The following is a 22,796-nucleotide window of genomic DNA, read 5'->3' on the forward strand; positions in this document are numbered from 1 at the left end:
GTCAGGTTTCGGGGCGTGCGGCCGCGAGGACCTCCTGGACGGCCTCGTCGTCGGCCGCGTAGGCGAGGAAGTCGTCGACCATGCGGTGGAACAGGGTGGCCAACTGCTGGAGATCCTCGGGCGACCATGTGTTCAGGGCCGCCTGCATGCCACGGACTCCGGCCTCGCGGATGCGGTTGATGGCCTCCTGGCCCTGGGGGGTGAGTTCGATGCGCTGGGCGCGGCGGTCGTCGGGGTCGGGCACGCGGGAGACATAGCCGGCCCTCTCCAGTTGCTGCACCTGCCGGGTGACATGGGAGGCCTCGACTCCGAGCCGGTTGGCCAGCTCCCCCGGGCGCAGCGGCTCGGAGTCGGCGATCTGCCGCAGCAGCGCCACGGCGGCACGGTCCAGTGGCACACCGGCCAGGGCCATCAGACGGTCGTGCTGCCGGGCGCGCGTGCTCAGATAGGTGATGCGGTTGAGCGCTCGCTCGATCTCGATCACTTCCGGCGAGGCGGGAGCTGAGGGCAGCTGTGGAGTGGGCATACTCGCCAGTTTACCATATGGTTGCGTGACTCAAGTAACTTCCTGTGTCGCCCCACGGCGATGGCGCTCCGCGGCCGGGCGGGAAAGCCCGTGGTCACGCAACGGACCGACGGCATAGCCCCGTTGCTCGCACGTGTCGAGGATGCGGGGTAGGGCACCGAGAGCCGAGCGCCAGGCGCCCGGTGCCGAGGTGCAGTCGGAGTCGTGGAGCAGGATCGTACCGCCGCCGTCCAGGTCTGCCGTAACCGTGCGGTGGACCGACTCCGGGGTGGCACGGGCGGTCCAGTCCTCGCCCCAGCACGTCCACAGCACCGGGGTGAGGTCCAGACGACGGGCGGCCAGGTGGGCAGCGGTCGACATGACGCCGTACGGGGGCCGGAAGAGCAGGGGTCGGCGTCCGGTGAGGTCGCCGACGAGATCGCGGGCGCGGGCGAAGTCGTCGTACGTGGCGCGCGGGCCGCGGAGCAGCAGCGGGCGGTGCAGCCAGCCGTGGATGCCGATCTCGTGGCCCGCTGCGGCGATTTCACGCACCAGGCCGGGTGAACGCCGCGCCTCGCTGCCCAACAGGAAGAAGGTGGCGTGCACCCGGCGGTCGGCGAGCAGCCGCAGGAAGAGCGGGGTGGACAGGGGGTCGGGTCCGTCGTCGAAGGTGAGGGCGACATGGTCGGCCCGGCCCCGGCCGGACAGACGGGGCATGACGCGGTTGCGCAGCGGTCCGAAGGTGGAGATGACGGGCGCGGCGTGGGCGGCGGCCAGGGCGGGCAGGGCGGCGCGGGCGGCCGTACGGATCAGTTGTGCGGTGGTCACGAGTGGTGGCCCTCCGGTCGGGGGCCGTGGCCGGGCGCGGGGTCGTCGAGGTCCAGGCCGTGGCCGATGGTGTGCATCAGGCTGGGGCCGTCGTACGCCGTCGCGATCCCCGTACCGACCGCGCAGGCCCAGACGGCACACGCCGCCGCGGTGGTGGCGCCGAGCCGGCGAGGGGCGCGGCGCACCCGCCGCGCGGGGGGACGCGGAGGGGAGTCCGGGGGCCCCGAGCGGTGGACGCGCGCGATCTCCGCGGCGGGGCCGGCGTCCCGGTCGGCGGCGAACAGGGCGAGTCCCGCCTCGCGCTGCCGCAGTCCGAGCGGGCCGTCGATCAGGTCGCAGAGCACGGCCTTGAGGCCGGCCGGCTCACGGATCCAGACGGCGACGCCGGCCTCGTCGAGGGCGGCGGCGTTGGTCAGTCCGTGGCCCGGTATGCAGCGGTAGCTCGCGACCGGCAGGCCCGCGGCGAACGCCTCCAGCGAGGTGAGCCCGCCGGCGTTCTGGACCAGGACGTCGGCGGCGTGCATCAGGCCGGGCATGTCCTCGACCCAGCCGTAGGCGTGCTCGATACCGTCGGCGCGCAGCTGCTCCGCCAGGGCCTCGTTGCGGCCGCAGACGACGACCGGGACGGCGGCGCCGCAGTCGCGTAGTTCCAGGGCCACCTGACGGACCGGGCCGACGCCCCAGGAACCGGCGACCAGCAGGGCGAGCGGGGCGTGTTCCGGCAGCCCGAACCGGGCGCGGGCCCGGCTTCGCTCCTGTGCGTCGCAGGGGCGGAACCGTGGGTCGGCCACCGGTCCGCACACCCGGACGTCCTTCGCCCCGACGGCCCGGGCCTGCGCGGCGGGCACGGCGTGGGCCGCGAGGTGGACGTCCACGCCCGCCGCCACCCACAGCGGATGCACCGAGAAGTCGGTCAGATAGGTGAGGACGGGCACGGTCAGCCGGCCGTCGAGACGCAGGTTGCCGAGCACCCGGCTGGCCCCCGGGTAGGTGGAGACGACCGCGCCGGTGCCCGGGGGCAGGGCGCGCAGCACCCGGTCCTCGGCGGCTCTCAGCAGCGCCCGCGCGGCAGGCCCGCCGCCCCCGGCTCGTTCGGTGCTGGAGTAGATCCGCTGGTAGGCCCACGGCGCCCGGACGAGCAACCGGTGATAGCTGCCCTTGACGGCCCGGCCGAGCCCGGCGGGCAGCAGGTCCAGCAGGTCGTACCGGTCGACGACGAGTCCGTCCGCCGCAAGACGGCGGGCGAGCTCGGTGGCGGCGCCGTCGTGGCCGGCTCCGACACTCGCGGAGACGATCGTGACCCGGCCCGAGGGCATCGTCGCTGGTCGGGGGCGCGGGACGGCGCCGGCGAGCGCGGGCCGGGGGACCGTACTTCCGAGGTGGGACATGGGCTCTTTTCCTCCGCACATCAGGGAGCGGCGGAACTCTACAACATGTAGTAGTTCACGTCTCAAAGCCCGGAGCATACTTCCTACAACCAGTAGTAGCTCGCCGGGTAGTCTGTGGAGCCGAGCGGCAAAGGGGAGGTGAACGGTGCACGACGGGAATGACGACGGGTCCGGCGGGGCATCCGGAAGGCGGGCACGCGGCGAACTGGAGAGCGGCGTACTGGCCGCGCTCTGGGCGGCCGACGGGCCGATGACGGCGCGACAGGTCCGGGAGCGGCTGCCCGGCGACCTGGCGTACACAACCGTCCTGACGATCCTGTCGAGGCTGTACGACAAGGGCATGCTCGTCCGGCACCGCAAGGGCCGCGGATACGCGTACGAACCGGCCCGGGACGAGGCGTCCCACACCGCCGAGCGGATGCACACACTGCTGGAGCGCGGCTCCGACCGCGAGGCGGTGCTGACCCGGTTCGTCTCCGAACTGTCCGAACAGGACGAGCAGTTGCTGCAGCGGCTGCTGTCGGGACACGAACCGCGCGATGGTGACGAGCGCTTCGACGAGAGGCCCTGAACCGGTGCTGATCAGCGTCTACGTTCCGTTCCTGGTCACTGCCGCGCTGACGATGCTCGCACCCCGGCCGGTCCGTCGGCTGGCCCCGCGCCCGGCCGCGTGGGCGCTGGCATGCGCCGCGGTGGTGACCGCGGCCGGCTGGATGGGGTCGCTGGCCCTGCTGGCGTTCACCGGCTTCGCCCAGATTCCCGAGGTCGCCGAGGAGGGCCGCTGGTCGGTGGCCGCATTGCAGGCCGAGGACCCGGTGTACCTGGTCGTCGCGGTGGCCGGCGCCCTCGCCCTGGTCGCGGGAGTCGTCTCGCTGGCGGTCGCCGCTGTACGGCAGGCCCGTCACGTCCTCTGGGCCCGGCGGGAGTGCGCACGGCTGCCCGGCGACACGGAACTGGCCGTGCTCGACGACGACGCGCCGCGGGCCTTCGCGCTGCCCGGCGCCCCCGGCCGGATCGTGGTGTCCCGGGGCATGCTGCGCTGCCTGGGCGACGGCGAGCGTGAGGCCCTGCTGGCGCACGAACGGGCCCATCTGCGGTGCAGGCACCATCTCTTCCAGACCGTCTGGCGGCTCACGGCGGCCGTGAATCCGCTGCTGCGGCCGCTGGCCGATGCGGGCGGCTTCGTGCTGGAGCGCTGGGCCGACGAGGAGGCGGCGGCCCGGGTCGGCAGCCGTAAGGTCGTCGCCCACGCCGTCGGGCGGGCCGCCCTCGCGTCCGCCGCCGACTCCTCCCGTCCCACCGCGCTGGCCGCCACGGGCGGGGCGGTGCCACAGCGCGTACGGGCCCTGCTCGCCCCGCCTCCCCCGCACCGGACCCTGCCGTTCGCCGCGGGCGCCCTGCTGCTGACCGTGTGCTGCGCGAGCCTGGCCAACGCGGCTTCGGACAGCGAGAAGATGGTCGAGAGCGCACAGCGGGCGCAGTGCGCGGCGCAGGCCAAGTCCGTGGGCGCGGCGCAGCCCATGCCCCTGGGCGCAGCGTCGGCGGACCATCCCCCGAGCTGGCCCGACCTCTGCTGCGACCACCACGGGCACGGAAAGCACGAGCAGCACCACGGATAGGGTGCCGTCACCTCATCCCGGCGGGCGGGAGCCTGTCCAACCAGTTCGGTGCCGCGATCGGATCGCTGGCCTTTCCCGTCCTCGGGCCGGCCGGCGTCGTCGCGGTGCGCCAGTACGTCGCCGCACCTGTCCTGCTGGCCGTCGCCCGGCCCCGACTGCGGACGTTCACCTGGCGGCAGTGGTGGCCCGTACTGCTGCTGGGCCTGGTGTTCGGGACGATGAACCTGTCCCTCTACAGCGCCGCGGACCGCATCGGCCTCGGGCTCGCAGTGACGCTGGAGTTCCTGGGCCCGCTCGGCATCGCCCTGGCGGCGTCGCGCCGGCGCGTCGACGCGTGCTGCGGGCTGATCGCCGCGGCGGGTGTCGTCATCCTGATGCGGCCTCAGCCGTCCACCGATTACGCCGGGATGGGCCTCGGTCTGCTGGCCGCGGGTTGCTGGGCGTCGTACATCCTGCTCAACCGGACCGTCGGCCGGCGTGTACCCGGAGCGCAGGGCTCGGCTGCCGCGGCGGGGCTGTCCGCCCTGTTGTTCCTGCCGGTCGGGCTCGTCGTCGCCCTTCGGCACCCGCCGACCGTGGGGGCCGCGGGCTGCGCCGTCGCGGCCGGTGTGCTCTCGTCCGCGGTGCCGTATCTCGCGGACCTGTTCACGCTGCGCCATGTGTCGGCCCCGGCCTTCGGGCTCTTCATGAGCGTCAACCCCGTACTGGCAGCGGTGGTCGGATGGATCGTCCTCGGCCAGCAGCTGGGCGGGCCGGAGTGGGCGGGCATCGGGGCCGTCGTCGCCGCCAACACGGTCAGCATCGCCGCGCGGCGATGCTGACGCCCCGGAGGCTCCGCGCCCCGGCCTTCGTAGGGACGGCGGCCGGTCCTGGGGAACCTCCCTTCACTTCGGACCCGTTGCCGGGCACGGCGGTCCTCGGGGTCCGGGATCCTGCTGACGTACCCGGACTTCTCCGACTGCTGCACCTGCCGTACACCGGCGACAACATTCCGTTGCTTGACTCAAGTAAGTCATGAATGCTTGCCTAACTCAAGCAATCCATCGAATGCCCGCGTCCCCGCGTGGCCCTACGACCGGGGCCGCCTCGAGCGGTGGCGGCCCCGGCGCGCCGCATCCCGTGGGGACGGGGACGGCGCCGTCCTCGGGCCCGGCCCCGGCCCATCCCCCCGTCCGGAGCCGGGCCCGAGGACACCGAAGCCTTCCTCGCGTCCGCTCGGCCGCCCCAGCCGCCACTCCCCCGGCCGAGCTTTCGACGGCACCTCCTCCGGTGCACGTCGGCGCGGGGCCACGTCACGCACCGGACAGGACACATCGATGAAGACTTCCGTACGAGCCGGGCCGGCCGGGGTGCTCGTCTGCGGCGTTGTCGGCGCCGCGATCGGTATCGACCGGCACGGCGACGGGTCCGACCCCGCGCCCCCCAAGGGCCCGTACGTCGCCCTGGGCGATTCCTACACAGCCGGCCCGGAGATCCCCGACCGGACCGGGACACCGGCCGGCTGCGACCGCTCCGACCACAACTACCCGGCACTGGTGGCCGCGCGTCTCGGCCTCGCCGCCGCCGACTTCCGCGACGTCAGCTGCAGCGGCGCCACCATCGCGGACCTGACCGCGCCCCAGTCCACCGACGACGGAGTGAATTCTCCCGGGACGTGGTTCAGAACGGGTAGTGGGCGTGATGGGTGGCGATGGTGACCCAGCGGGTGTTGGAGAAGGCCTCGATGCCCCACCGTCCGCCGAAGCGGCCGTAGCCTGAGGCTTTCACACCGCCGAAGGGTGCGTGCGGCTCGTCGGCCACCGACTGGTCGTTGATGTGCACGATGCCGGTGCGCACCCGGCGTGCGACAGCCAGGCCATGGGTGGCGTTCTCGGTGATGATGCCGCAGGTCAGGCCGTTCTCGGTGTCGTTGGCGAGGGTGACCGCCGCATCGTCGTCGGCGAACGTCTCCAGTACGCAGACCGGTCCGAAGGATTCGGTGAAGTACAGGTCCGCGTCCTTCGGCACATCGGTGAGGACGGTGGCCGGGTGCACCGCACCCACGGGCTCGCCGCCGATGAGGGCCTTGGCCCCCTTGGCCACGGCGTCCTCGACCAGTCCGGCCACCCGCTGCGCGGCCGAGGCGCTGACCAGTGGACCGACCACCGTCCGCGGATGCGTCGGGTCACCCGCCCGCAGGGCGGCGGCCTTCGCGGTGAACTTCTGCGTGAACTCGTCGGCAAGCGACTCATGGACGAGGATCCGGTCGCCCGACATGCAGATCTGTCCGGCGTTCATGAAGACGCTGAAGGCGACCGCGTTGACAGCGTAGTCCACGTCGGCGTCGTCGAGCACGATCACCGCGTTCTTTCCGCCCAGCTCCAGGACGGCGGGCTTGAGATGACGTGCCGCGAGCTCGCCGATGATCCGCCCCACACCGGTCGAGCCGGTGAAGTTCACCGCCCGTACCCGCTCGTCGGAGATCAGCACCTCGGCGATCTCGGCGGCGTCCTCGCGGGCGTTGGTGACCACGTTCAGCACCCCGGCCGGCAGCCCGGCCTCGCGCAGTACGTCGGCGACGAGCAGCCCGCAGGCGATCGGCGCGTCCTCACTCGGCTTGACGACCACCGTGTTGCCCGCGGCAAGGGGCGCCGCCACTGCCCGTACGCCGAGGATGACCGGCGCGTTCCACGGCGCGAACGCGGCCACCACGCCCAGCGGTTCGCGCACCGCGAGCCCGAGCGCGCCCTCCTCCTGGGCGTTGAGCACCTCACCGCGCGGCGCGGTGATCGCGGCCGCCGCCTCGCGCAGGATGTTCGCCGCCAGCGCCACGTTGAAGTAGGCCCACGGGCGGGTGCCGCCCGCCTCGTGCGCCATGATCTCGGCCACCTGCTCGCCCCGGGCGTCCAGCAGGTCGGCCGCCTTGAGGAAGATGGCCCGGCGCGCGAAGGGCGCGAGCGCCGACCATGCGGGGAAGGCCGCGTCCGCGGCGTCCACGGCCCGCCTCACATCCTCCGGCCCGGCCGCCGCGAGCGTCGCATACACCTCACCGGTGTAGGGGGCGACATCGACGGTGGTGCGGCCGGACGCGGCGGGCACGTCCTTGCCGCCGATGAGGAGTTCGCGGGTGATGGGCATGGCGGCTTCCTTGGGTACGTAGCTACGACGGTACGCCTGCGGACCACGGTGGATGAGTCTGTTCGCGCTGTGAACTCTCATTCACCGATCTCTCGCGATGCTCCGGCCGGTGTCCGGGAATGTCAAGGCCCCCGGCGCTCACGGCCGGGGGCCCGGAGGGGCGTCGCGGGACGTTCTAGTACACGGCGGCCTGGGCCAGCCCGGTGACGGGCGCTGCCAGGTCGGTGGCCTGGTGCAGCTGATTGAGGTCGCGCAGGTGGTTCAGTCCCGCGAGCTGGCTGGAGGGCCGCGGGACCTCGTCCTTGTGCTGCGCCGGGATGTCGCTGCGGGCCAGTGAGTCGAGCAGGGCGACCGGGTTCGGCTTGCCCGCGTCCCGGACGTCGGCGGTGGAAGCGTTCGCCAGCGGCGCGGCGAGGCCCGTGACGCCGACGGCGAGACCAACGGCGGCGACGATGCGTCGTGTTGAGATCATGCCTTCAGCAACGGCACCGGGCCGCGGGCGGTCACGGGACCCGGCGCGCGCTCACCCGGGAGGTGCACAGGTCCGGCTGCGCTTGCCGAGGGCACTGCACCGGGGGGAGGCTCGAAGGAGAGGCCTTCGCGGCCCGCCGCCCCCGGGCCCGCGGCCTTGGAAGGAGGCCATCATGGGCACCGCGCCGGCCACCGCCTTCGACACGGAAGCCCTGCGCCGAGGCATCGAAGGACGCGATGCGGCGGCTCTGCTGTCGCTCTACACGGACGACGCGGAGATACGCGTCGTCGACCGCAACACCCAGCCCAGCCACCCGAAGATCGTCCACGGCCGGGACCAGGTCGGTGAGATGCTCAACGACATCTACAGCCGGGACATGACCCACCACCTGGACCGGTGTGTCGTTCAGGGCGACCACGTCGCCTTCACCGAGTCGTGCGAGTACAAGGACGGCGTCCGGGTGCTGGCGAGTTCGATGGTGTCGTTGCGGGGCGGCAAGATCGCCCGGCAGATTCTCATCCAGGCGTGGGACGAGTAGGAAGGCACCGGCCATGAGGGTCCAGGTCAGCTCGCGGCTCTCCTGGACCTTCTCTGCAGGGGCGGCACTGGGCCGCCAGGGCCGGACCCGGCGGCCACGGCCGGTCACCGCGGCAGCTCTGCGAGCGTCCGCCTCACTTCTGCGGTCAGTGCTTCGAGCAAGGCATGCTCACCCTTGTCCTGCGCCACGGCGTGCCGCTCGAAGGCGTCGTGGCCGGCATCGGTGACTCGACGAGCCCGGCGACGACAGCCGCTTGGACCTGGACTTCCTGTGGCCGCGGTACGATCACCCCGGCCGTGACTGGCGCTGAGGTGGAGCACCACCGGGGAGCGGCCCGGCATCTGCCGTCTCAGCCGCGCGCCTGGGCGATTTTCCACAACGCTCAGGAGTGGCTCATGACCCAGGCCAGGCTCATGGACGGCACCGGTCTCGCCCGGCGGATCGTCGAGGAGACGGCCGCGCGCGCGGCCGACCTGACGGAAGGCGCCGGGGTCACGCCCTGTCTCGCGACCGTGCTGGTGGGCGAGGACCCCGCCTCCGTGACCTACGTGCGGATGAAGCAGAACCGCTGCCGCAGGGCCGGTATCGCGTCGCGGCACGTGGGTCTGCCCGCCGCGACCACGACGGCCGAACTCGTCGACACCCTCACCGCGCTGTCCACCGACCCGACCGTGCACGGCATCCTGCTCCAGCACCCGGTGGGTGAACACATCGACGAGCGGGCGGCGTTCGAGGCGATCGCGCCCGAGAAGGACGTCGACGGCGTCACCCTCAGCTCGTACTCGGCGATGAGCTTCGGACTGCCCGGCTTCCGGTCCTGCACACCCGGCGGCATCATGCGACTGCTCGACGAGTACGACGTCGACCCGGCCGGGAAGCGCGCGGTCGTGGTGGGCCGCAGCGCGATCCTCGGCAAGCCGGTCGGCATGCTGCTGCTGGGCCGCGACGCCACGGTGACGTACTGCCACTCCCGTACCGCAGACCTTTCGTCGGTCGTCCGGCAGGCGGACATCGTGGTGGCCGCGGTGGGGCGGCCCCGGCTGATCCGCGGCGAGGACGTCAAGCCCGGTGCCGTGGTGGTCGACGCCGGGTACAACCTGGGCAATGTCGGCGACGTCGACTTCGACACCGCCGTCACCCGGGCCGCACTGATCACCCCGGTGCCGGGCGGCGTCGGCCCGATGACGATCGCCACGCTGCTGGAGCAGACCGTCACCGCGGCCGAGCGGCAACTCGGGCTGTGATCACCGCATCCAGGCGCTGTACCCCAGCACCTCACCGGTCCTGAGCCCGAACTCGGGCTCGCCCTTGGTCGCGGTGGTCTCCAGCCCGAGTACGGCGCCGGTCACCGGATCCAGGATCAGCATCCGGCGATCGGCGTGGCCGGTGTCGTAGAAGACGTACGCCTGCCCCGGGCGGCCGAGCCGGTCGGTGACCGCACCGACCGGACGCAGACCCTTCGCGTCGGCGAGGACGCGCAGCAGGGCGACGTCCTCGCGCGATCCCAGCGTCCAGTTGTCGAGCAACTCGGAGACTGCTTGAAGGAGTTCGGGCGTGCCGTTGACGGTCGTCGTGGTGTCGATCTCCTCGAGGTAGGCGCGCAGGGCGGCGGCCGTGTGCGGCGGCTCCGCCTGTGGCGGGGCATCGCTCCAGCTGGGCCAGTACGTCTTCCGGCTGAGGACATGGCCGTCCTCGACCGTGCGCGGGGTGCCGCCGGTGTCGGTGATGACGGGCCTGCCCGGCCGACGCGGATCGGTGGCCACGACGAGTTCCGTGTGGCTGCCGTCGGCCTTCCAGCGGACGACCCGCTCCTCGGGGAGCGTGATCGGCGGCCAGGATCCGGCACCGCTGGTCAGGCCCAGACTCCAGGTCTGGACGTGGGTGCCCTGACGCAGCGGCAGCGAGCCGTGCCCCGCGGCCGCGCGGTCGGCGATTTCCTTCAGGAGGACGGGCGTGGAGCCGACCCGGACGGCGAGGGGGCGAGGTGCGGCCACGGCCGGCGGGGCGGCCGGGCCGGACAGGAGCAGCATGAGCGCGACCGCGGCGACGGCCGTCGTCGCGGCGAGGGCCCAGGTCCAGCGGGTCGTTCGTCCTCGGCCTGTCGGTCCTGCCGTTCTTCTGCATCGCGCGGGCGGCCACCGCCCGCGCGTCGTCGTAGCCACCGAGCACTCGCGACGCCCGCGCCCAACAGCAGCGCGCCGCCTCGGGATCCTCCCCGCCGCCCACAGGCGTCCCGCACACCTCGACGCCCTCTCAGGCGCCCGGAAGCCACCCGGCCGGCCGTAGTATCCCGAGCAATTGCCGGACCAGTTCCTCCACGATCTCGTCCAGGGTCGCGTCCACCCACCCGGCCCGCCAGTCGTGCAGCAGTCCGTTGACGCTGCCGATGAACGCCGTCGCCGCGATCCGGTAGTCGCGCGGCGCCGCCTCGCCGCGCACAGCGGCCTCGGCGGCCTCGGCGCAGATGAAGGCGATCCAGCGGGAACGGCGTTCGAGCCGCTGCTCCTCCAGCCGCGGGCTGACTCCGATGATCTCGACGAAGGTGATACGGATCCTGCGCGGATCGCAGGTGACGTTCGCCGCGTACGCCCGGAAGACCGCGGCGGCGCGCTCGGCGAGCGGCAGGTCGTGCGCCTCCGCGAGGGCGGCGGCCGCGGCCTGCTCGGCCCAGTCGTTGACCAGGAGGTGCAGCGCGGCCAGGACGTCCTCGAGCGTGTGGAACTCCTCGTAGAACTGTCGCGTCGACAGGCCCGCCGCCTCGCTCAGCGCAGCGACCGTGGTGGACCGGAAGCCGGGGCTGTCGCCGAAGAGCTGGAGCGCGGCATCCAGGAACCGCCGGCGCCGCTCGGCCTGCCGCTCCTCGGCCGACTTGCCGCCGTACCGGCCCGTCGGCTGTCTGAGCCTGCCCGCCACCCGCGCTCCCCCTCGTTGCTCGACGATCTGTTCGCCTGTCGGTCAATTTTGTCGTGCACAGGCTCTTGTGCAGAAGGCCGCCCCTTCCTTACTTTCCAGTAAGTCCACTCTGAAAGCTGGCGTATTCAGATTCCGAGGCGTCCTGACCAGCGCTTCCTTGTCATGCCCCCACCAAAGACGGGACCTCTTATGTCTGTCCTCCGACCCCGGCACCTCATGTCCATCGCCGCCGCCCTCGCCCTGACCGCCGGCGGCACGGCGTCCGCCGCCTCCGCGCAGGACTCCTCGGCCGCGCTGCGCGAGGTGATGTTCGTGGGCAACAACTGGGACGGCACCGCCGACGTCATCAACTCCACGGGCGACTTCGGCAAGATCGGCCGCATCAACGTCATCCCGGACAAGGCGGAGCGGATAGCGGCGATCAACGCCGATCCCATCAAGTGGATCTACTTCATGGCCATCCGCAACAGCGTCGGCGAGGGGCACGACCAGTTCGTCGACGACATGTACTCCACACCGGACGGGAAGTCGATGGTCGTCTCCCGGCCCAGCTTCGCCGACGTCGTCTCGATCGACCTCGCCACCGGGAAGATCAACTGGCGTTTTCCGGTGGCCGGTTACCGCGCCGACCACATGGCCGTCTCCCCCGACGGCACCCGCGTCGCGGTCTCGGCCTCGACCGCGAACAAGGTGCAGGTGCTGGACATCAACACCGGGAAGGAACTCGGTGAGTTCGCCACCGGCGACAAACCGCACGAGAACATCTTCACCAAGGACGGCAAGTACATCTGGAACATGGCGATCGGCGACGTCAACACATCGCTCGACGACCCGGCCTGGGACTGGACGAAGGGCGACCGCCACATCACGATCGTCGACGCCAACACCTACAAGCAGGTCAAGATCATCGACATGCGGGACCGGCTGGACGCGATCGGGCTCAAGGACTTCTCCGACGCGGTACGGCCCGCGGTCTTCACCCCCGACGAGTCGAAGCTGTACTTCCAGGTGTCGTTCTTCAACGGCTTCCTGGAGTACGACGTGGCCGCCGACAAGATCACCCGGGTGAAGACCCTACCGAAGAACCCGGCGACCAGCGAGGACCGTACGACGTGGGTCAACGACTCGCGCCACCACGGCATTTCGATGAACCCGTCCGGCACCAAGCTGTGCGTCGCGGGGACCATGGACGACTACGCGACCGTCGTGGACCGTGCCACTCTCCAGGAGGGCCCGCTCGTCACCGCCTCCAAGCCGTACTGGGCGACGGTGAGCGGTGACGGCAAGGACTGCATCATCTCGGAGAGCGGCGCCGACCAGGTCACCGCGATCGACTTCGCGACGGGCCAGAAGGTCGTCTCGGTCCCGGTCGGCGACCACCCGCAGCGCGTGCGCCTGGCGCACATCCCGGCGGACTGGACGGGCCCGTCCGCTAGCTGACCTTCTTCGCCGCCCACGCCGACAGCTCCGTCCGCGCCGCGCTCAGCAGGGACGCGGACGGAGCCGTCGCCCCGTTCGCAACCAGCGCGTAGTGCACGGTGCCGGTGTCCGAGGCGGTCAGCAGGAGCCGTTTGCTGCCCGCGCCGCCGGGTTCGTTCGCCACGCCGACCGGGGTCGACCTCGTGTAGGCGGGCAGGCCCGCCGCGGTGCCGAGGTCGGAGACCACCGTGGTGGAGGCGGCCGGGAAGGAGGCCGGCAGATGCAGTTCCGTCGGCGCCGCGGAACCGTTCGAGCGCCACACCAGAAGGCCGTACTGCCCCGAGCCCACGAGTTGCGCCACGTTCGGGAGCGAGCCGGGGACAGGGTTCCAGGTCAGCGTCGTGGAGCCGTCCCGGGAGCGGTCCTCGTAGGTGAAGGCGACCGTCGTTCCTGCGGTGGCGCTCGGGTAGAGCCGGTCCAGCAGGCGGGAGTCCTGCCGCAGCACCGGGGTGCCCGAGTCGTCGAGGGCCACCGCCGAGAGGTCCTCGTCGTTCCAGGCGTCCCCGGAGGTGAGGACCTTGCCGGGGTTGCCGTTCATCAGCTCGTGGTGGCGGCCGTTGTAGATGTCCCACTGCCACTGCGTGCCGGACAGCACCGGTCCGGAGTCGGCCGGATCCGACCACCAACTCGCGCCGGACAGGCGGGAGTCGAGCGCCTGGTACATCGCCTTCACCACAGTGGGCGCCTTGTCGGAGACCGAACCGCTCAGCGGATGGCCGAACTCGCTGACGACCGCGGTCGTGCCCAGAGCGGCGGCCCGGTCGCGCACGGCTTGGAAATCACTCGCGTACTGCCCGTCCCCCGCCTTGCCCCACATGAGGATGCCGGAGATGGCCTTCTGGTCGTAGAAGTGGGTGTTGAAGACATAGCGAGGGCCGATCGTGCCCGCGTCGAGGAGTCCGCCCTCCTGCTTCTGGGAGGAGATGTTGGCGTTCCAGAAGAGGTTCGGTTCGACGAAGGCCGGCTTGTCCTGCCAGCCCGCCGCGTCCATACGTGCGCGGAACTTCGCGTAGAACGGCCAGAGCACGTTCTGTTCCCAGGTGCGGCTCGTCTGCCCGGAGTCGTACGTGCCCGCGTGGGGCTCGTTGAACGGGTCGAAGCCGACGACGCCGGCGAACTCGTCGCCGGTCAGATGCTGCTGGACGAATGTCATGATGGTCTGTGCGGTGGCGAGGAAGGCGTCCTGCACGCCGTAGGCGTTGTGCCAGAAGTCGTACGACGCCTTCGTCACCGCCTGGTTCTGGGTGATGTTCTGGCCCCAGAAGAGGCAGATCCCGCACGACTCCTGGGGATAACTCCCGGCGTCCACTGCCCACTTGGGGGCGCCGTCGCCGGTGTACCAGCTCCCCTGGTTGAAGAGGTAGCGGGAGTAGAGGTCCTGGTGGAAGTCGGGATAGACCCGGATGCCGGCGTCCAGGAACGCGCGCATCTGGTCGGTGGCCGCGGCCAGATACGCCGTGTCGACCTGGCCGCGCACGGGTTCGGCATGGGCCCAGGAGAGCAGGAAGCGGACCGTGTTTCCACCGCCGAGGGTGCGCAGGGCGGTCGCCGACTTCTTGGCGTCGGCCACCGAGGCGAACGGCAGTCCGCTGTTCTCCTCCAGCTTGGTCTCACCGGAGACGTTGTAGCCGCGCAGGACGACCTCGCGGCCGAGGCCGTCGGTGAAGCGTCCGCCCTGGACGGTGAGGGTGGCGGACGCCTGGGCGTCGAACCAGAGGGAGTCGGGAAGGGAAGCGGCGGTCGCGGGCCGGAGGCCCGTCGCCGCGAGGACGCCGGTGAGTGACACGAGAACGCCGAGCATACGCACGCGTAACTTCGCCATGTACATTACAATCAGGCCGATTCACGAAGTACGTCAACACCCGTGCACCACCCGCGCGCGGCAACAGTGAACGCGCTTCGACTGCCGTACGGTTGCCAGGAGCACAGCCGCGATCGAAGGGGTGGGGATGGCGGATTTCCGGGGCGAGTTGGTGCGTGCACTGCCCGGCACCTTGCGGGAGCACGCGGCTCGGCTGGGAGGGAAGACCGCCTACCGGGACGCCCGTCGGGCCGTCACCTACCGGGAGTTGGAGCAGCGCTCCGGCCGGCTGGCTGGGCATCTGGCGGGCCTCGGGCTGGGACACGGCGACCGGATCGCGATCCTGCTGGGCAATCGGGTCGAGCTGGTGGAGAGCTGTATCGGCGTGCTCCGGGCCGGGGCGGTCGGCGTGCTGCTCAACCCCGGTGCGTCGGCGGACGAGTTGGCCCACTTCCTCGACGACAGCAGCGCGGTCGTGGTCGTCACCGAGGAACCGTTGCTGCCACAGGTGGCCCGGCTGACGGCTCACCGGCCCGGGGTGCGGGTGGTGGTCGCGGGCACGGACGCCCTCCCGGCCGGGTCGCCCGCCGACGCGCTCCTGTTCGAGGACCTGACCGGAACGGAACCGGGCGCGGCGCCCCGGGACGACCTGGGGCTCGACGAACCCGCCTGGATCCTCTACACCTCGGGCACCACCGGGGAGAGCAAGGGTGTGGTCTCCACCCAGCGCTCCGCCCTGTGGTCGGTGGCAGCGGCCTATGTGCCGGCGTACGGGCTGTGCCAGGACGACCGGGTGCTGTGGCCCCTGCCGATGTTCCACTGCTACGCCCATTCGCTGTGTCTGCTGGGCGTGGTCTCGGTCGGTGCGAGCGCCCACCTGCTGGACCGGGGCGCGCATGTGGCCAAGGCACTGGCGGGGCAGCCGTTCACGGTCCTGGCCGGGGTGCCCGCCACCTACCGGCTGCTGGCCGAGTCGCTGCGGGAGGCGCCGGTCACCCTGCCCTCCTCGCTCCGGGTGTGCGTGACTGCGGGCGCGCCGTGTCCGCCGGAGCTGCGGGCCGAGGTCGAGGAGCTGCTGGGTGCTCCCCTGCTCGACGGCTACGGCTCCACCGAGACATGCGGCAAGATCGCGGTCAGCCGGCTCGACGGGCCCCGGGACGACTCCAGCGGCCCGCCCCTGCCCGGGCTGACGGTGCGGGTGGCCGATCCGGCCACCGGTGCCGAGGTCGCCGACGGGGACGAGGGGGAGATCTGGGTGCGCGGCCCCGCGCTGATGACCGGCTATCACCACCGGCCGGAGGCCACCGCGGAGGCGTTCACCGACGGCTGGTACCGCACCGGCGACCTCGGCCGCCGCGTGGCGCACGGACATCTCCGGGTCACCGGACGCGTCAAAGAACTCATCATCCGGGGCGGCCAGAACGTCAATTCGTCCGAGGTCGAGCAGGTGCTGCTCGCCCGCCCCGACATCGTCGACGCCGCCGTCGTCGGCCGGCCGCACGACGTGCTGGGCGAGGTGCCGGTCGCCTTCGTCGTCCCCGGACCCCACGGGGTTGACGTGCCGCGGGCACTGGCCGACTGCCGGGAGCGACTGTCCGCCTTCAAGGTGCCGGACGAGATCCACGAGACCGCCGCCGTCCCCCGTACCCCGTCGGGCAAGACCGCCCGCCCGGAGCTCGCCGAGCAGTTGGCGCAGCGACTGGCCGCCGAGGGTACGGCTGCCAGGTCCGCGCTGCGTGAGCGGCTGACGGCGGTGCCCGATGCCGTCCTGGACGTCGTACTCGAAGAGACCGCACGCACGGTCGGCGTTCCCGCGCACGAGCTGGACCGGGACCAGCCCTTCACCGCGCTCGGGCTCACCTCGCTCGGCGGGGTGCTGCTGCGCGACCGGCTCGCCGCGGCGACCGGTCTGGAGCTGCCCGCGACCCTGGTGTTCGACCATCCCACGCCCATGGCCGCGGCGGCCCTGGTCCGCGAGGCGCTGCGCGGCGACGACCACCCGTCACCCGCGGGCGACGCCGATGCGGGGGCTCGTACACAACCCGGGGAGCCGATCGCCGTCGTGGCCATGGCGTGCCGCTTTCCGGGCGGAGTGGAGTCCCCGGAGGACCTGTGGCGGCTTGTCGCGGACGGCACCGACGCGACCTCCGATTTCCCTGCCGACCGCGGCTGGGACGCGGCGGAGCTGTACGACCCCGATCCGGACCGCCCGGGCACCTCCGTCACCCGCCGGGGCGGATTCCTGCACGGTGCGGCCGACTTCGACGCGACCTTCTTCGGTATGTCGCCCCGGGAGGCGCTGGCCACGGATCCGCAGCAGCGGCTGCTCCTGGAGACCGCCTGGGAACTGCTGGAGCGGGCGGGCCTCGACCCGTCGGGCCTGCGCGGCAGCGACACCGGCGTCTTCGTCGGTGTGATGCACGACGACTACGCCGGCCGTCTGCTGCACGGCGGCGCGCACGAGCTGGAGGCCCATCTCGCCCTCGGTTCGGCGGGCAGCGTGGCCTCCGGGCGGATCGCGTACACCCTGGGTCTGCGCGGTCCCGCCGTGACCGTGGACACCGCCTGCTCGTCGTCGCTGGTGGCGATGCACACCGCCGCGCGGGCCCTGCGGGGCGGTGAGTGCTCTCTGGCGGTCGCCGGCGGGGTGACCGTCATGGCCACGCCCGCCCCGTTCATCGCGTTCAGCAGGCTGCGCGGGCTGGCCCCGGACGGCCGGTGCAAACCGTTCTCGGCGGCGGCCGACGGTACCGCATGGGGCGAGGGGGCCGGACTGGTCCTGCTGGAGAGGCTGTCCGACGCCCGGCGCAACGGGCATCCGGTGCTGGCCGTGCTGCGCGGCTCTGCCGTCAACTCCGACGGCGCGTCCAACGGATTGACCGCACCCAACGGCCCGGCGCAGCAACGCGTGATCCGTGCGGCGCTCGCCGACGCGGGCCTTGCCCCGGCGGACGTCGACGCGGTGGAGGCGCACGGCACGGGCACCGCGCTCGGCGATCCGATCGAGGCCCGGGCACTGATGGCCGCGTACGGCCCGGGCAGGTCCGCCGAACGCCCCCTGTGGCTCGGCTCGTTGAAGTCCAACCTCGGACACACCCAGGCCGCGGCGGGTGTCGGCGGTGTCATCAAGACCGTCCTGGCCATGCGGCACGGGCTGCTCCCCCGCACCCTGCACGCCGACGAGCCCTCGCCCGGGGTCGACTGGTCAGCGGGCACCGTACGGCTGCTGACACGGGAGGAGGAGTGGCGTCCCGCGCCCGGAAGTCCTCGGCGGGCCGGGGTGTCGGCGTTCGGGATCGGCGGGACCAATGCGCATGTGATCCTGGAGCAGGCCGAGGACGACATGGCCACGGCGTCCCGAGGTGCGGCGTCCCCGCGCAGGGAGGCGACGCCCCCGCTGCTGCTGTCCGCCGCGAGCCCGGACGCCCTGCGGGCCCAGGCCGCGCGGACGGCGGCCGCGCTGCGCGAGCGGCCCGAACTGGCCCCTCTGGACGTGGCGTTCACTCTCGCCACCGCCCGGGCCGCGCTCCCGCACCGGGCCGCCGTACCCGCCGACGACCGCGAGACGCTGCTCGGGGAGCTGGATGCCCTGGCGGTGTCCGGTCCGCGGCACACGCCTCGCGCGGCCGGCCGGCTGGCCCTGCTGTTCACCGGACAGGGCGCCCAACGGCCCGGCATAGGGCGGGAGTTGTACGAGGCCTTCCCGGTCTTCGCCGCCGCCTTCGACAGCTTGTGCGATCGCTTCGACGCCCATCTGGAGCGGCCCCTGCGTTCCGTGCTGTGGGGTACGGACACGGGCCGGCTGGTGGACCGTACGGACTTCGCCCAGGCGGCCCTGTTCGTCTTCGAGGTGGCCGCCTTCCGGCTGTTGGAGTCCTGGGGCGTGCGCCCGGATGTCCTGGCCGGGCACTCGGTCGGCGAACTGGCCGCGGCCCATGCCGCGGGGGTCCTGTCCGAGGCGGACGCCGTCGAACTGGTGGCGGCCCGAGGGCGGTTGATGCGGGAGCTGCCCGAGGGCGGCGCCATGGTGGCGCTGGACGCCACCGAGGAAGAGGTGACGCGCGAACTGGCCGACGGGGTCGCGATCGCTGCGGTGAACGGCCCGCGCGCGGTCGTGGTCTCGGGCGCGGAGGGGCCGGTGCTCGCCCTCGCGGAACGGTTCGCCGTACGGGGACGGCGCACCTCCCGGCTGCGGGTCGGCCACGCCTTCCACTCCCCGCTGATGGAGCCGATGCTCGCCGAGTTCGGCCGAGTCGCGGACCGGTTGGCGTACGGGGTGCCGCGGATCCCGTTGGTATCGGGGCTGACCGGGCGCCCGGCCGCCGGGGACGAGCTGCGGTCGGCCGCGTACTGGGTCCGGCACGCCCGGGAGGCCGTGCGGTTCGGGGACGCCCTGAACTGGCTGGCGCACGAGGGAAAGGTGACGGCGTTCGCCGAGGTCGGCCCCGAAGCTCAGCTCACGGCCCTGGCGATGACGGGCCTGGCGGAGGCCGGCGAGGAACTGCTGTTCACGGCCGCCGCCCGGCGGGGCGCCACGGAACCCGAGCCGCGGACGCTGCTGGCCTCACTGGGGCGGCTCCACGTCCACGGGCTGCCGGTCGACTGGCACCGGGTGTACGCCGCCGGCGGCGCCCGCCGGGCCGACCTGCCGACCTATCCGTTCCGGCGGCAGCGGTACTGGCTGGACGACACCGCCGCCGGGCCCTCCGGCGGATCCGGCCACCCGCTGCTGACACACACGCTCACCGTGCCGGGCACGGAGCGGCTGCTGTGCACCGGTCTGCTGTCCGGCGCGGCCGAGCCGTGGCTGCGTGATCACGTCGTGGCCGGGCGCACCCTGGTGCCGGGCTCCGCGTTCGCCGAACTATCGCTGCACGCGGGCGACGCCTGCGGTCTCGACGTCCTGGAGGACCTCGCCCTGCTGGCCCCGCTCCCGCTGCCCGACGACGACCGGGACCGGATCCAGATCCAGGTCGCCGTGGGAGAGCCGGACGGCACCGGTCGCCGTACCGTGGACGTGCACTCGCGGCCGGAGGAGTCCGGCGCGCTCGGTTCCTGGACGCACCATGCGACCGGGCGGCTCGGCCCGGCCCTCCCGGCCGTCCTGGACCGGGCGGCCGCTCCGGCTGCCTGGCCGCCGCCGGATGCCACGCCCGTGGACGTCACCGGCGCCTACGAGACACTGGCCGCCGCCGGTCATGCGTACGGGCCCGCGTTCCGCGGCGTCACGGCACTGTGGCGGCGGGGCGACGAAGTGTTCGCCGAAGTCGGGCCGGTGCCGGGGGTTCGGGCCCTCCGCCACGGCCTGCATCCGGCGTTGCTGGACGCCGCCCTGCACGCCGGGCTGCTCGCCGAGCCCCCCGGCGGCACGGCCCGGATGCCGTTCGCATGGCGCGGTATGACGCTCTACGCCACCGGGGCGACGGAACTGCGCGTGCGCATCAGGACGTTCGGCCCGGACGTGGTTTCCGTCGACCTCGCCGATCCTTCGGGCGCACCCGTGGCCACGCTGGAGTCGCTGACCACACGTCCGGTCCCGGAAAGCGGCGCCCCCCTGGCCGGAGAGCTCTACCGTCTGCGGTGGTCCGGTGTTCCGGTCCCCGCCGAGGGCCCCGTCCCGGCGGTGACGGACCCCGACGACCTGGGCCTGGGCGCGGTCCTCCCGCCCGCGGACGCACCCGGGGTGGCGATGGTCTCCCTGTCCGCCTGCGCCGAGGACGCAGACCCGGCCACCGCCGCGCACGTGCTCGCCGCCCGGGCCCTGGACCTGCTGCGGACCCGGCTCTCCGGTTCCGGGCGGCTGGTCGTGGTGACGCGGGGTGCCACCGCCGAGGCACCGGACCTGCCGGCCGCCACGGTCTGGGGACTGGTACGGGCCGCGCAGGCGGAACACCCCGGCCGACTGATCCTCGTGGACGTGGACGACCGGGCCGAGTCGCTGCGGCTGCTGCCCGCCGCCTTGGCGACCGGTGAGCCCCAACTGGCCATCCATGGCGGCCTGCTGAGCGCTCCACGGTTGACGGCGACCGCAGGGTCACCCGTCGGCGCCCCACTGGGTGAGGGCACCGTCCTGATAACAGGCGGCACCGGTTCACTGGGAGCGCTGCTGGCCCGGCATCTGGTCACGAACCACGGAGTACGGCATCTCGTCCTCCTCGGCCGCCGCGGGCCACAGGCACCCGGCGCACGGACACTGCGCGATGAGCTGGAGCGTGCGGGCGCGCACGTGGACCTGATCGCGTGCGACACCGCCGAGCGGCACCAACTCGCGGCTGTCATCAAGGAGTTCGCACACTCCCTCACCGCCGTCGTGCACACGGCCGGGGTCCTCGACGACGGCGTACTGGAAGCGATGACGCCCGAGCGACTGGCGACGGTGCTGCGCCCGAAGGCCGACGCGGCCTGGTATCTGCACGAGCTGACGAAGGATCTGCCCCTGTCGCACTTCGTGCTGTTCTCCTCGGCCGCCGGGCTGCTGGGCAACCCCGGCCAGGCCAGCTACGCGGCGGCGAACTCCTTCCTGGACGCGCTCGCCCGGCACCGCGCCGCGCTCGGCCTGCCCGCACTGTCGCTGGTCTGGGGACCGTGGGCCGACGAGGACGGGATGGCGGCGCGCACCGACCGGCTCCGCGGGGGCGCGGTGCGTACCGTCTCCCCGGAGCAGGGCCTCGCGCTGTTCGATGCCGCGCTGGGCAGCCCCCTACCGGTCCTGGCGCCGCTGCCGCTGGACCGTTCTGCGGGTGCGGCGGCCGCCGGGGCGCCCGTTCCGCCGCCGCTCCTCGGACTGCTGCGTCCTGCGCGGCGCACGGCCTCGTCCGGGTCGGCGGCCGGGGACGGGGAGCCGGAGGGCACCGCCGGGGCATGGCGGCAACGGCTGGCGGCGCTGCCCCTGCCCGAGCGGGTGCCCGCCCTGCGGAAGCTGATCCGTACCGAGGTCGCCGCGGTGCTCGGCCACACGGACGTGAGTGCCGTGGACCGCGGCTTCCCGGAGCTGGGCTTCGACTCGCTGATGAGCGTGCTGCTGCGCAACCGGCTGAGCCTGCTCACCGGGATACAGCTGGCAGCCACGGTCGCGTACGACTGGCCCGGTGTGGAAGAGCTCGCGGACCATGTGTACAGGGAGTTGAGTGGGGCACTGCCCGAACGGGCGGCAACGGACGAAGGCGACGGGCCTGCGGTCGATGGGTCCGCCGCCGATGGGCCTGCGGCCCCGGAAAAGGACCCGGCCGGCGTCGTACCACCAGTCCGGCCCGCCCCGCCGACACACCGGATCCCTGCCCAAAGCCCCCGCCCCGCCCATTCCCTGCCGGCCCTCTACCGCCGGGTCTGCGCGACGGGTGACGTGGTCTCCGCGATGCACCTGCTGGTCACCGCGTCCCTGGGCGCGCCCGACTTCGGCCCCGGCGACAGTGACCGGCACGCCCTCGCACCGCTGCGGCTGGCCGCCGGGGCGGGCGGCCCGGCGATCGTCTGCGTACCGGGCTTCGCCACGAACCTGGGCCGGCCGTGGCACGCGGGACTCGCCCCCTGCTTCGACGGCGAGCGGGACGTGTTCGAGCTGCGGCATCCCGGGATCGGCCACGGGGAGGCGGTGGCGCGGGACCTGACGACGCTCACCGGGTTGCACGCCGCGACCGTGCGGCGCCACCTCGGCGACCGCCCCTACGTCGTCGTGGGCCACTCCATGGGCGGTTCTGCCGCGCACGCGACGACCGCGCGTCTGGCGGCCGGTGGCACTCCCCCGGCCGGGCTCGTCCTCCTGGACTCGTACCACATCACCCCGGACCGGGAGGCCGAGTCCTGGCTGCTGGCCCTGCCCGCCCGCATCCCGGTGGCGGTGGGCGAGCGGTTCGACAGCGCGGTGGACGATCTGACGCTGCTGTCGCTGGGCGCGTACACCCGGATGTTCCGCGGCTGGCAACCGGAACCGACGGGCGTCCCCACCCTGCTGGTGCGCGCCACGGAGCCGCTGCCCGACATGCCGGAGCGGTGGCGGTCCGCCTGGCCCGGCGCCCACGACACGGCGGACGTCCCCGGCAGTCATCTGAGCATGCTCGAGGAACACGCCCGGACGACGGCCGAGGCGATCCGTGCCTGGATCGCCTCGCTCACGCCGCCGACGGGCTGACACCCGGG

General features: G+C 72.8%; 16 protein-coding genes and 1 riboswitch. Of the genes, 8 read left to right on the plus strand and 8 right to left on the minus strand.

The annotated features are described in order from the left end of the window. Nucleotide 1: 1 nt before the first annotated feature. From ABT186_RS11805 to ABT186_RS11815, 3 genes are read right to left on the minus strand one after another with little or no spacing between them, the layout of a single operon-like run. Nucleotides 2–526 (minus strand): MarR family winged helix-turn-helix transcriptional regulator, encoded by a 525-nt coding sequence (locus tag ABT186_RS11805; RefSeq protein WP_351924779.1) that lies wholly within the window; start codon nt 524–526, stop codon nt 2–4. A 30-nt stretch (nt 527–556) separates the two neighbouring features. Beyond that, nucleotides 557–1,333 (minus strand): polysaccharide deacetylase family protein, encoded by a 777-nt coding sequence (locus ABT186_RS11810; RefSeq protein WP_351924781.1) that lies wholly within the window; start codon nt 1,331–1,333, stop codon nt 557–559. After that, nucleotides 1,330–2,721: a glycosyltransferase gene (locus ABT186_RS11815; protein ID WP_351924783.1), complete on the minus strand. Its 1,392-nt coding sequence runs from the start codon at nt 2,719–2,721 to the stop codon at nt 1,330–1,332. Before ABT186_RS11815 ends, ABT186_RS11810 begins: the two co-directional genes overlap by 4 nt. A 145-nt stretch (nt 2,722–2,866) precedes the next feature. On the opposite strand from ABT186_RS11815, the gene ABT186_RS11820 reads away from it, so the two are divergent. The 4 genes from ABT186_RS11820 (at nt 2,867) to ABT186_RS11835 (ending at nt 6,037) form a co-directional block, all read left to right on the plus strand. Continuing rightward, a complete protein-coding gene (locus ABT186_RS11820; protein ID WP_351237895.1) occupies nt 2,867–3,292 on the plus strand; it encodes a BlaI/MecI/CopY family transcriptional regulator in 426 nt (141 codons plus the stop codon). A 4-nt stretch (nt 3,293–3,296) separates the two neighbouring features. After that, entirely contained in the window at nt 3,297–4,340 is a 1,044-nt protein-coding gene (locus ABT186_RS11825) for a M56 family metallopeptidase (RefSeq protein ID WP_351237896.1), read from the plus strand. Continuing rightward, the gene (locus tag ABT186_RS11830; RefSeq protein WP_351924845.1) at nt 4,337–5,161 is read left to right on the plus strand and encodes an EamA family transporter; all 825 of its coding nucleotides are present in this window, start codon (nt 4,337–4,339) and stop codon (nt 5,159–5,161) included. Before ABT186_RS11825 ends, ABT186_RS11830 begins: the two co-directional genes overlap by 4 nt. Before the next feature lie 495 nt (nt 5,162–5,656). Next, nucleotides 5,657–6,037 (plus strand): hypothetical protein, encoded by a 381-nt coding sequence (locus ABT186_RS11835; protein WP_502973184.1) that lies wholly within the window; start codon nt 5,657–5,659, stop codon nt 6,035–6,037. Here ABT186_RS11835 and ABT186_RS11840 read toward each other — a convergent pair. Beyond that, nucleotides 6,000–7,457, minus strand: a complete 1,458-nt coding sequence (locus ABT186_RS11840; RefSeq protein ID WP_351237881.1) for an aldehyde dehydrogenase family protein — start codon at nt 7,455–7,457, stop codon at nt 6,000–6,002. The two genes, ABT186_RS11835 and ABT186_RS11840, sit on opposite strands and share 38 nt — an antisense overlap. Before the next feature lie 175 nt (nt 7,458–7,632). Then, nucleotides 7,633–7,929, minus strand: a complete 297-nt coding sequence (locus ABT186_RS11845; protein ID WP_351237880.1) for a hypothetical protein — start codon at nt 7,927–7,929, stop codon at nt 7,633–7,635. A gap of 172 nt (nt 7,930–8,101) precedes the next feature. Between ABT186_RS11845 and ABT186_RS11850 the strand changes: the two genes are divergently transcribed. Beyond that, on the plus strand, nt 8,102–8,467 hold the full coding sequence (locus tag ABT186_RS11850; protein ID WP_351924785.1) for a nuclear transport factor 2 family protein: 366 nt from the start codon (nt 8,102–8,104) through the stop codon (nt 8,465–8,467). A 286-nt stretch (nt 8,468–8,753) separates the two neighbouring features. Next, nucleotides 8,754–8,841, plus strand: a riboswitch (ZMP/ZTP riboswitch). A 21-nt stretch (nt 8,842–8,862) separates the two neighbouring features. Beyond that, nucleotides 8,863–9,711: a bifunctional 5,10-methylenetetrahydrofolate dehydrogenase/5,10-methenyltetrahydrofolate cyclohydrolase gene (locus ABT186_RS11855; RefSeq protein WP_351237914.1), complete on the plus strand. Its 849-nt coding sequence runs from the start codon at nt 8,863–8,865 to the stop codon at nt 9,709–9,711. On the opposite strand, the gene ABT186_RS11860 is transcribed toward ABT186_RS11855, so the two are convergent. Both ABT186_RS11860 and ABT186_RS11865 read right to left on the minus strand, forming a co-directional pair. Then, the gene (locus tag ABT186_RS11860; protein WP_351924787.1) at nt 9,712–10,629 is read right to left on the minus strand and encodes a CU044_5270 family protein; all 918 of its coding nucleotides are present in this window, start codon (nt 10,627–10,629) and stop codon (nt 9,712–9,714) included. 91 nt (nt 10,630–10,720) lie between these two features. Continuing rightward, a complete protein-coding gene (locus tag ABT186_RS11865; RefSeq protein ID WP_351924789.1) occupies nt 10,721–11,380 on the minus strand; it encodes a TetR/AcrR family transcriptional regulator in 660 nt (219 codons plus the stop codon). Between the two features lie 189 nt (nt 11,381–11,569). Here ABT186_RS11865 and ABT186_RS11870 point away from each other — a divergent pair, with 189 nt between their 5' ends. Beyond that, nucleotides 11,570–12,820 (plus strand): YncE family protein, encoded by a 1,251-nt coding sequence (locus ABT186_RS11870; RefSeq protein ID WP_351924791.1) that lies wholly within the window; start codon nt 11,570–11,572, stop codon nt 12,818–12,820. On the opposite strand, the gene ABT186_RS11875 is transcribed toward ABT186_RS11870, so the two are convergent. Beyond that, the gene (locus ABT186_RS11875) at nt 12,813–14,681 is read right to left on the minus strand and encodes a cellulase family glycosylhydrolase (RefSeq protein ID WP_502973185.1); all 1,869 of its coding nucleotides are present in this window, start codon (nt 14,679–14,681) and stop codon (nt 12,813–12,815) included. The two genes, ABT186_RS11870 and ABT186_RS11875, sit on opposite strands and share 8 nt — an antisense overlap. Before the next feature lie 127 nt (nt 14,682–14,808). Between ABT186_RS11875 and ABT186_RS11880 the strand changes: the two genes are divergently transcribed. After that, complete coding sequence (locus ABT186_RS11880; protein WP_351924795.1) at nt 14,809–22,788, plus strand: alpha/beta fold hydrolase; 7,980 nt, start codon at nt 14,809–14,811, stop codon at nt 22,786–22,788. Nucleotides 22,789–22,796 lie beyond the last annotated feature (8 nt).

This window comes from Streptomyces sp. NPDC001634 (genome assembly GCF_040298185.1).
GTDB lineage: Bacteria > Actinomycetota > Actinomycetes > Streptomycetales > Streptomycetaceae > Streptomyces.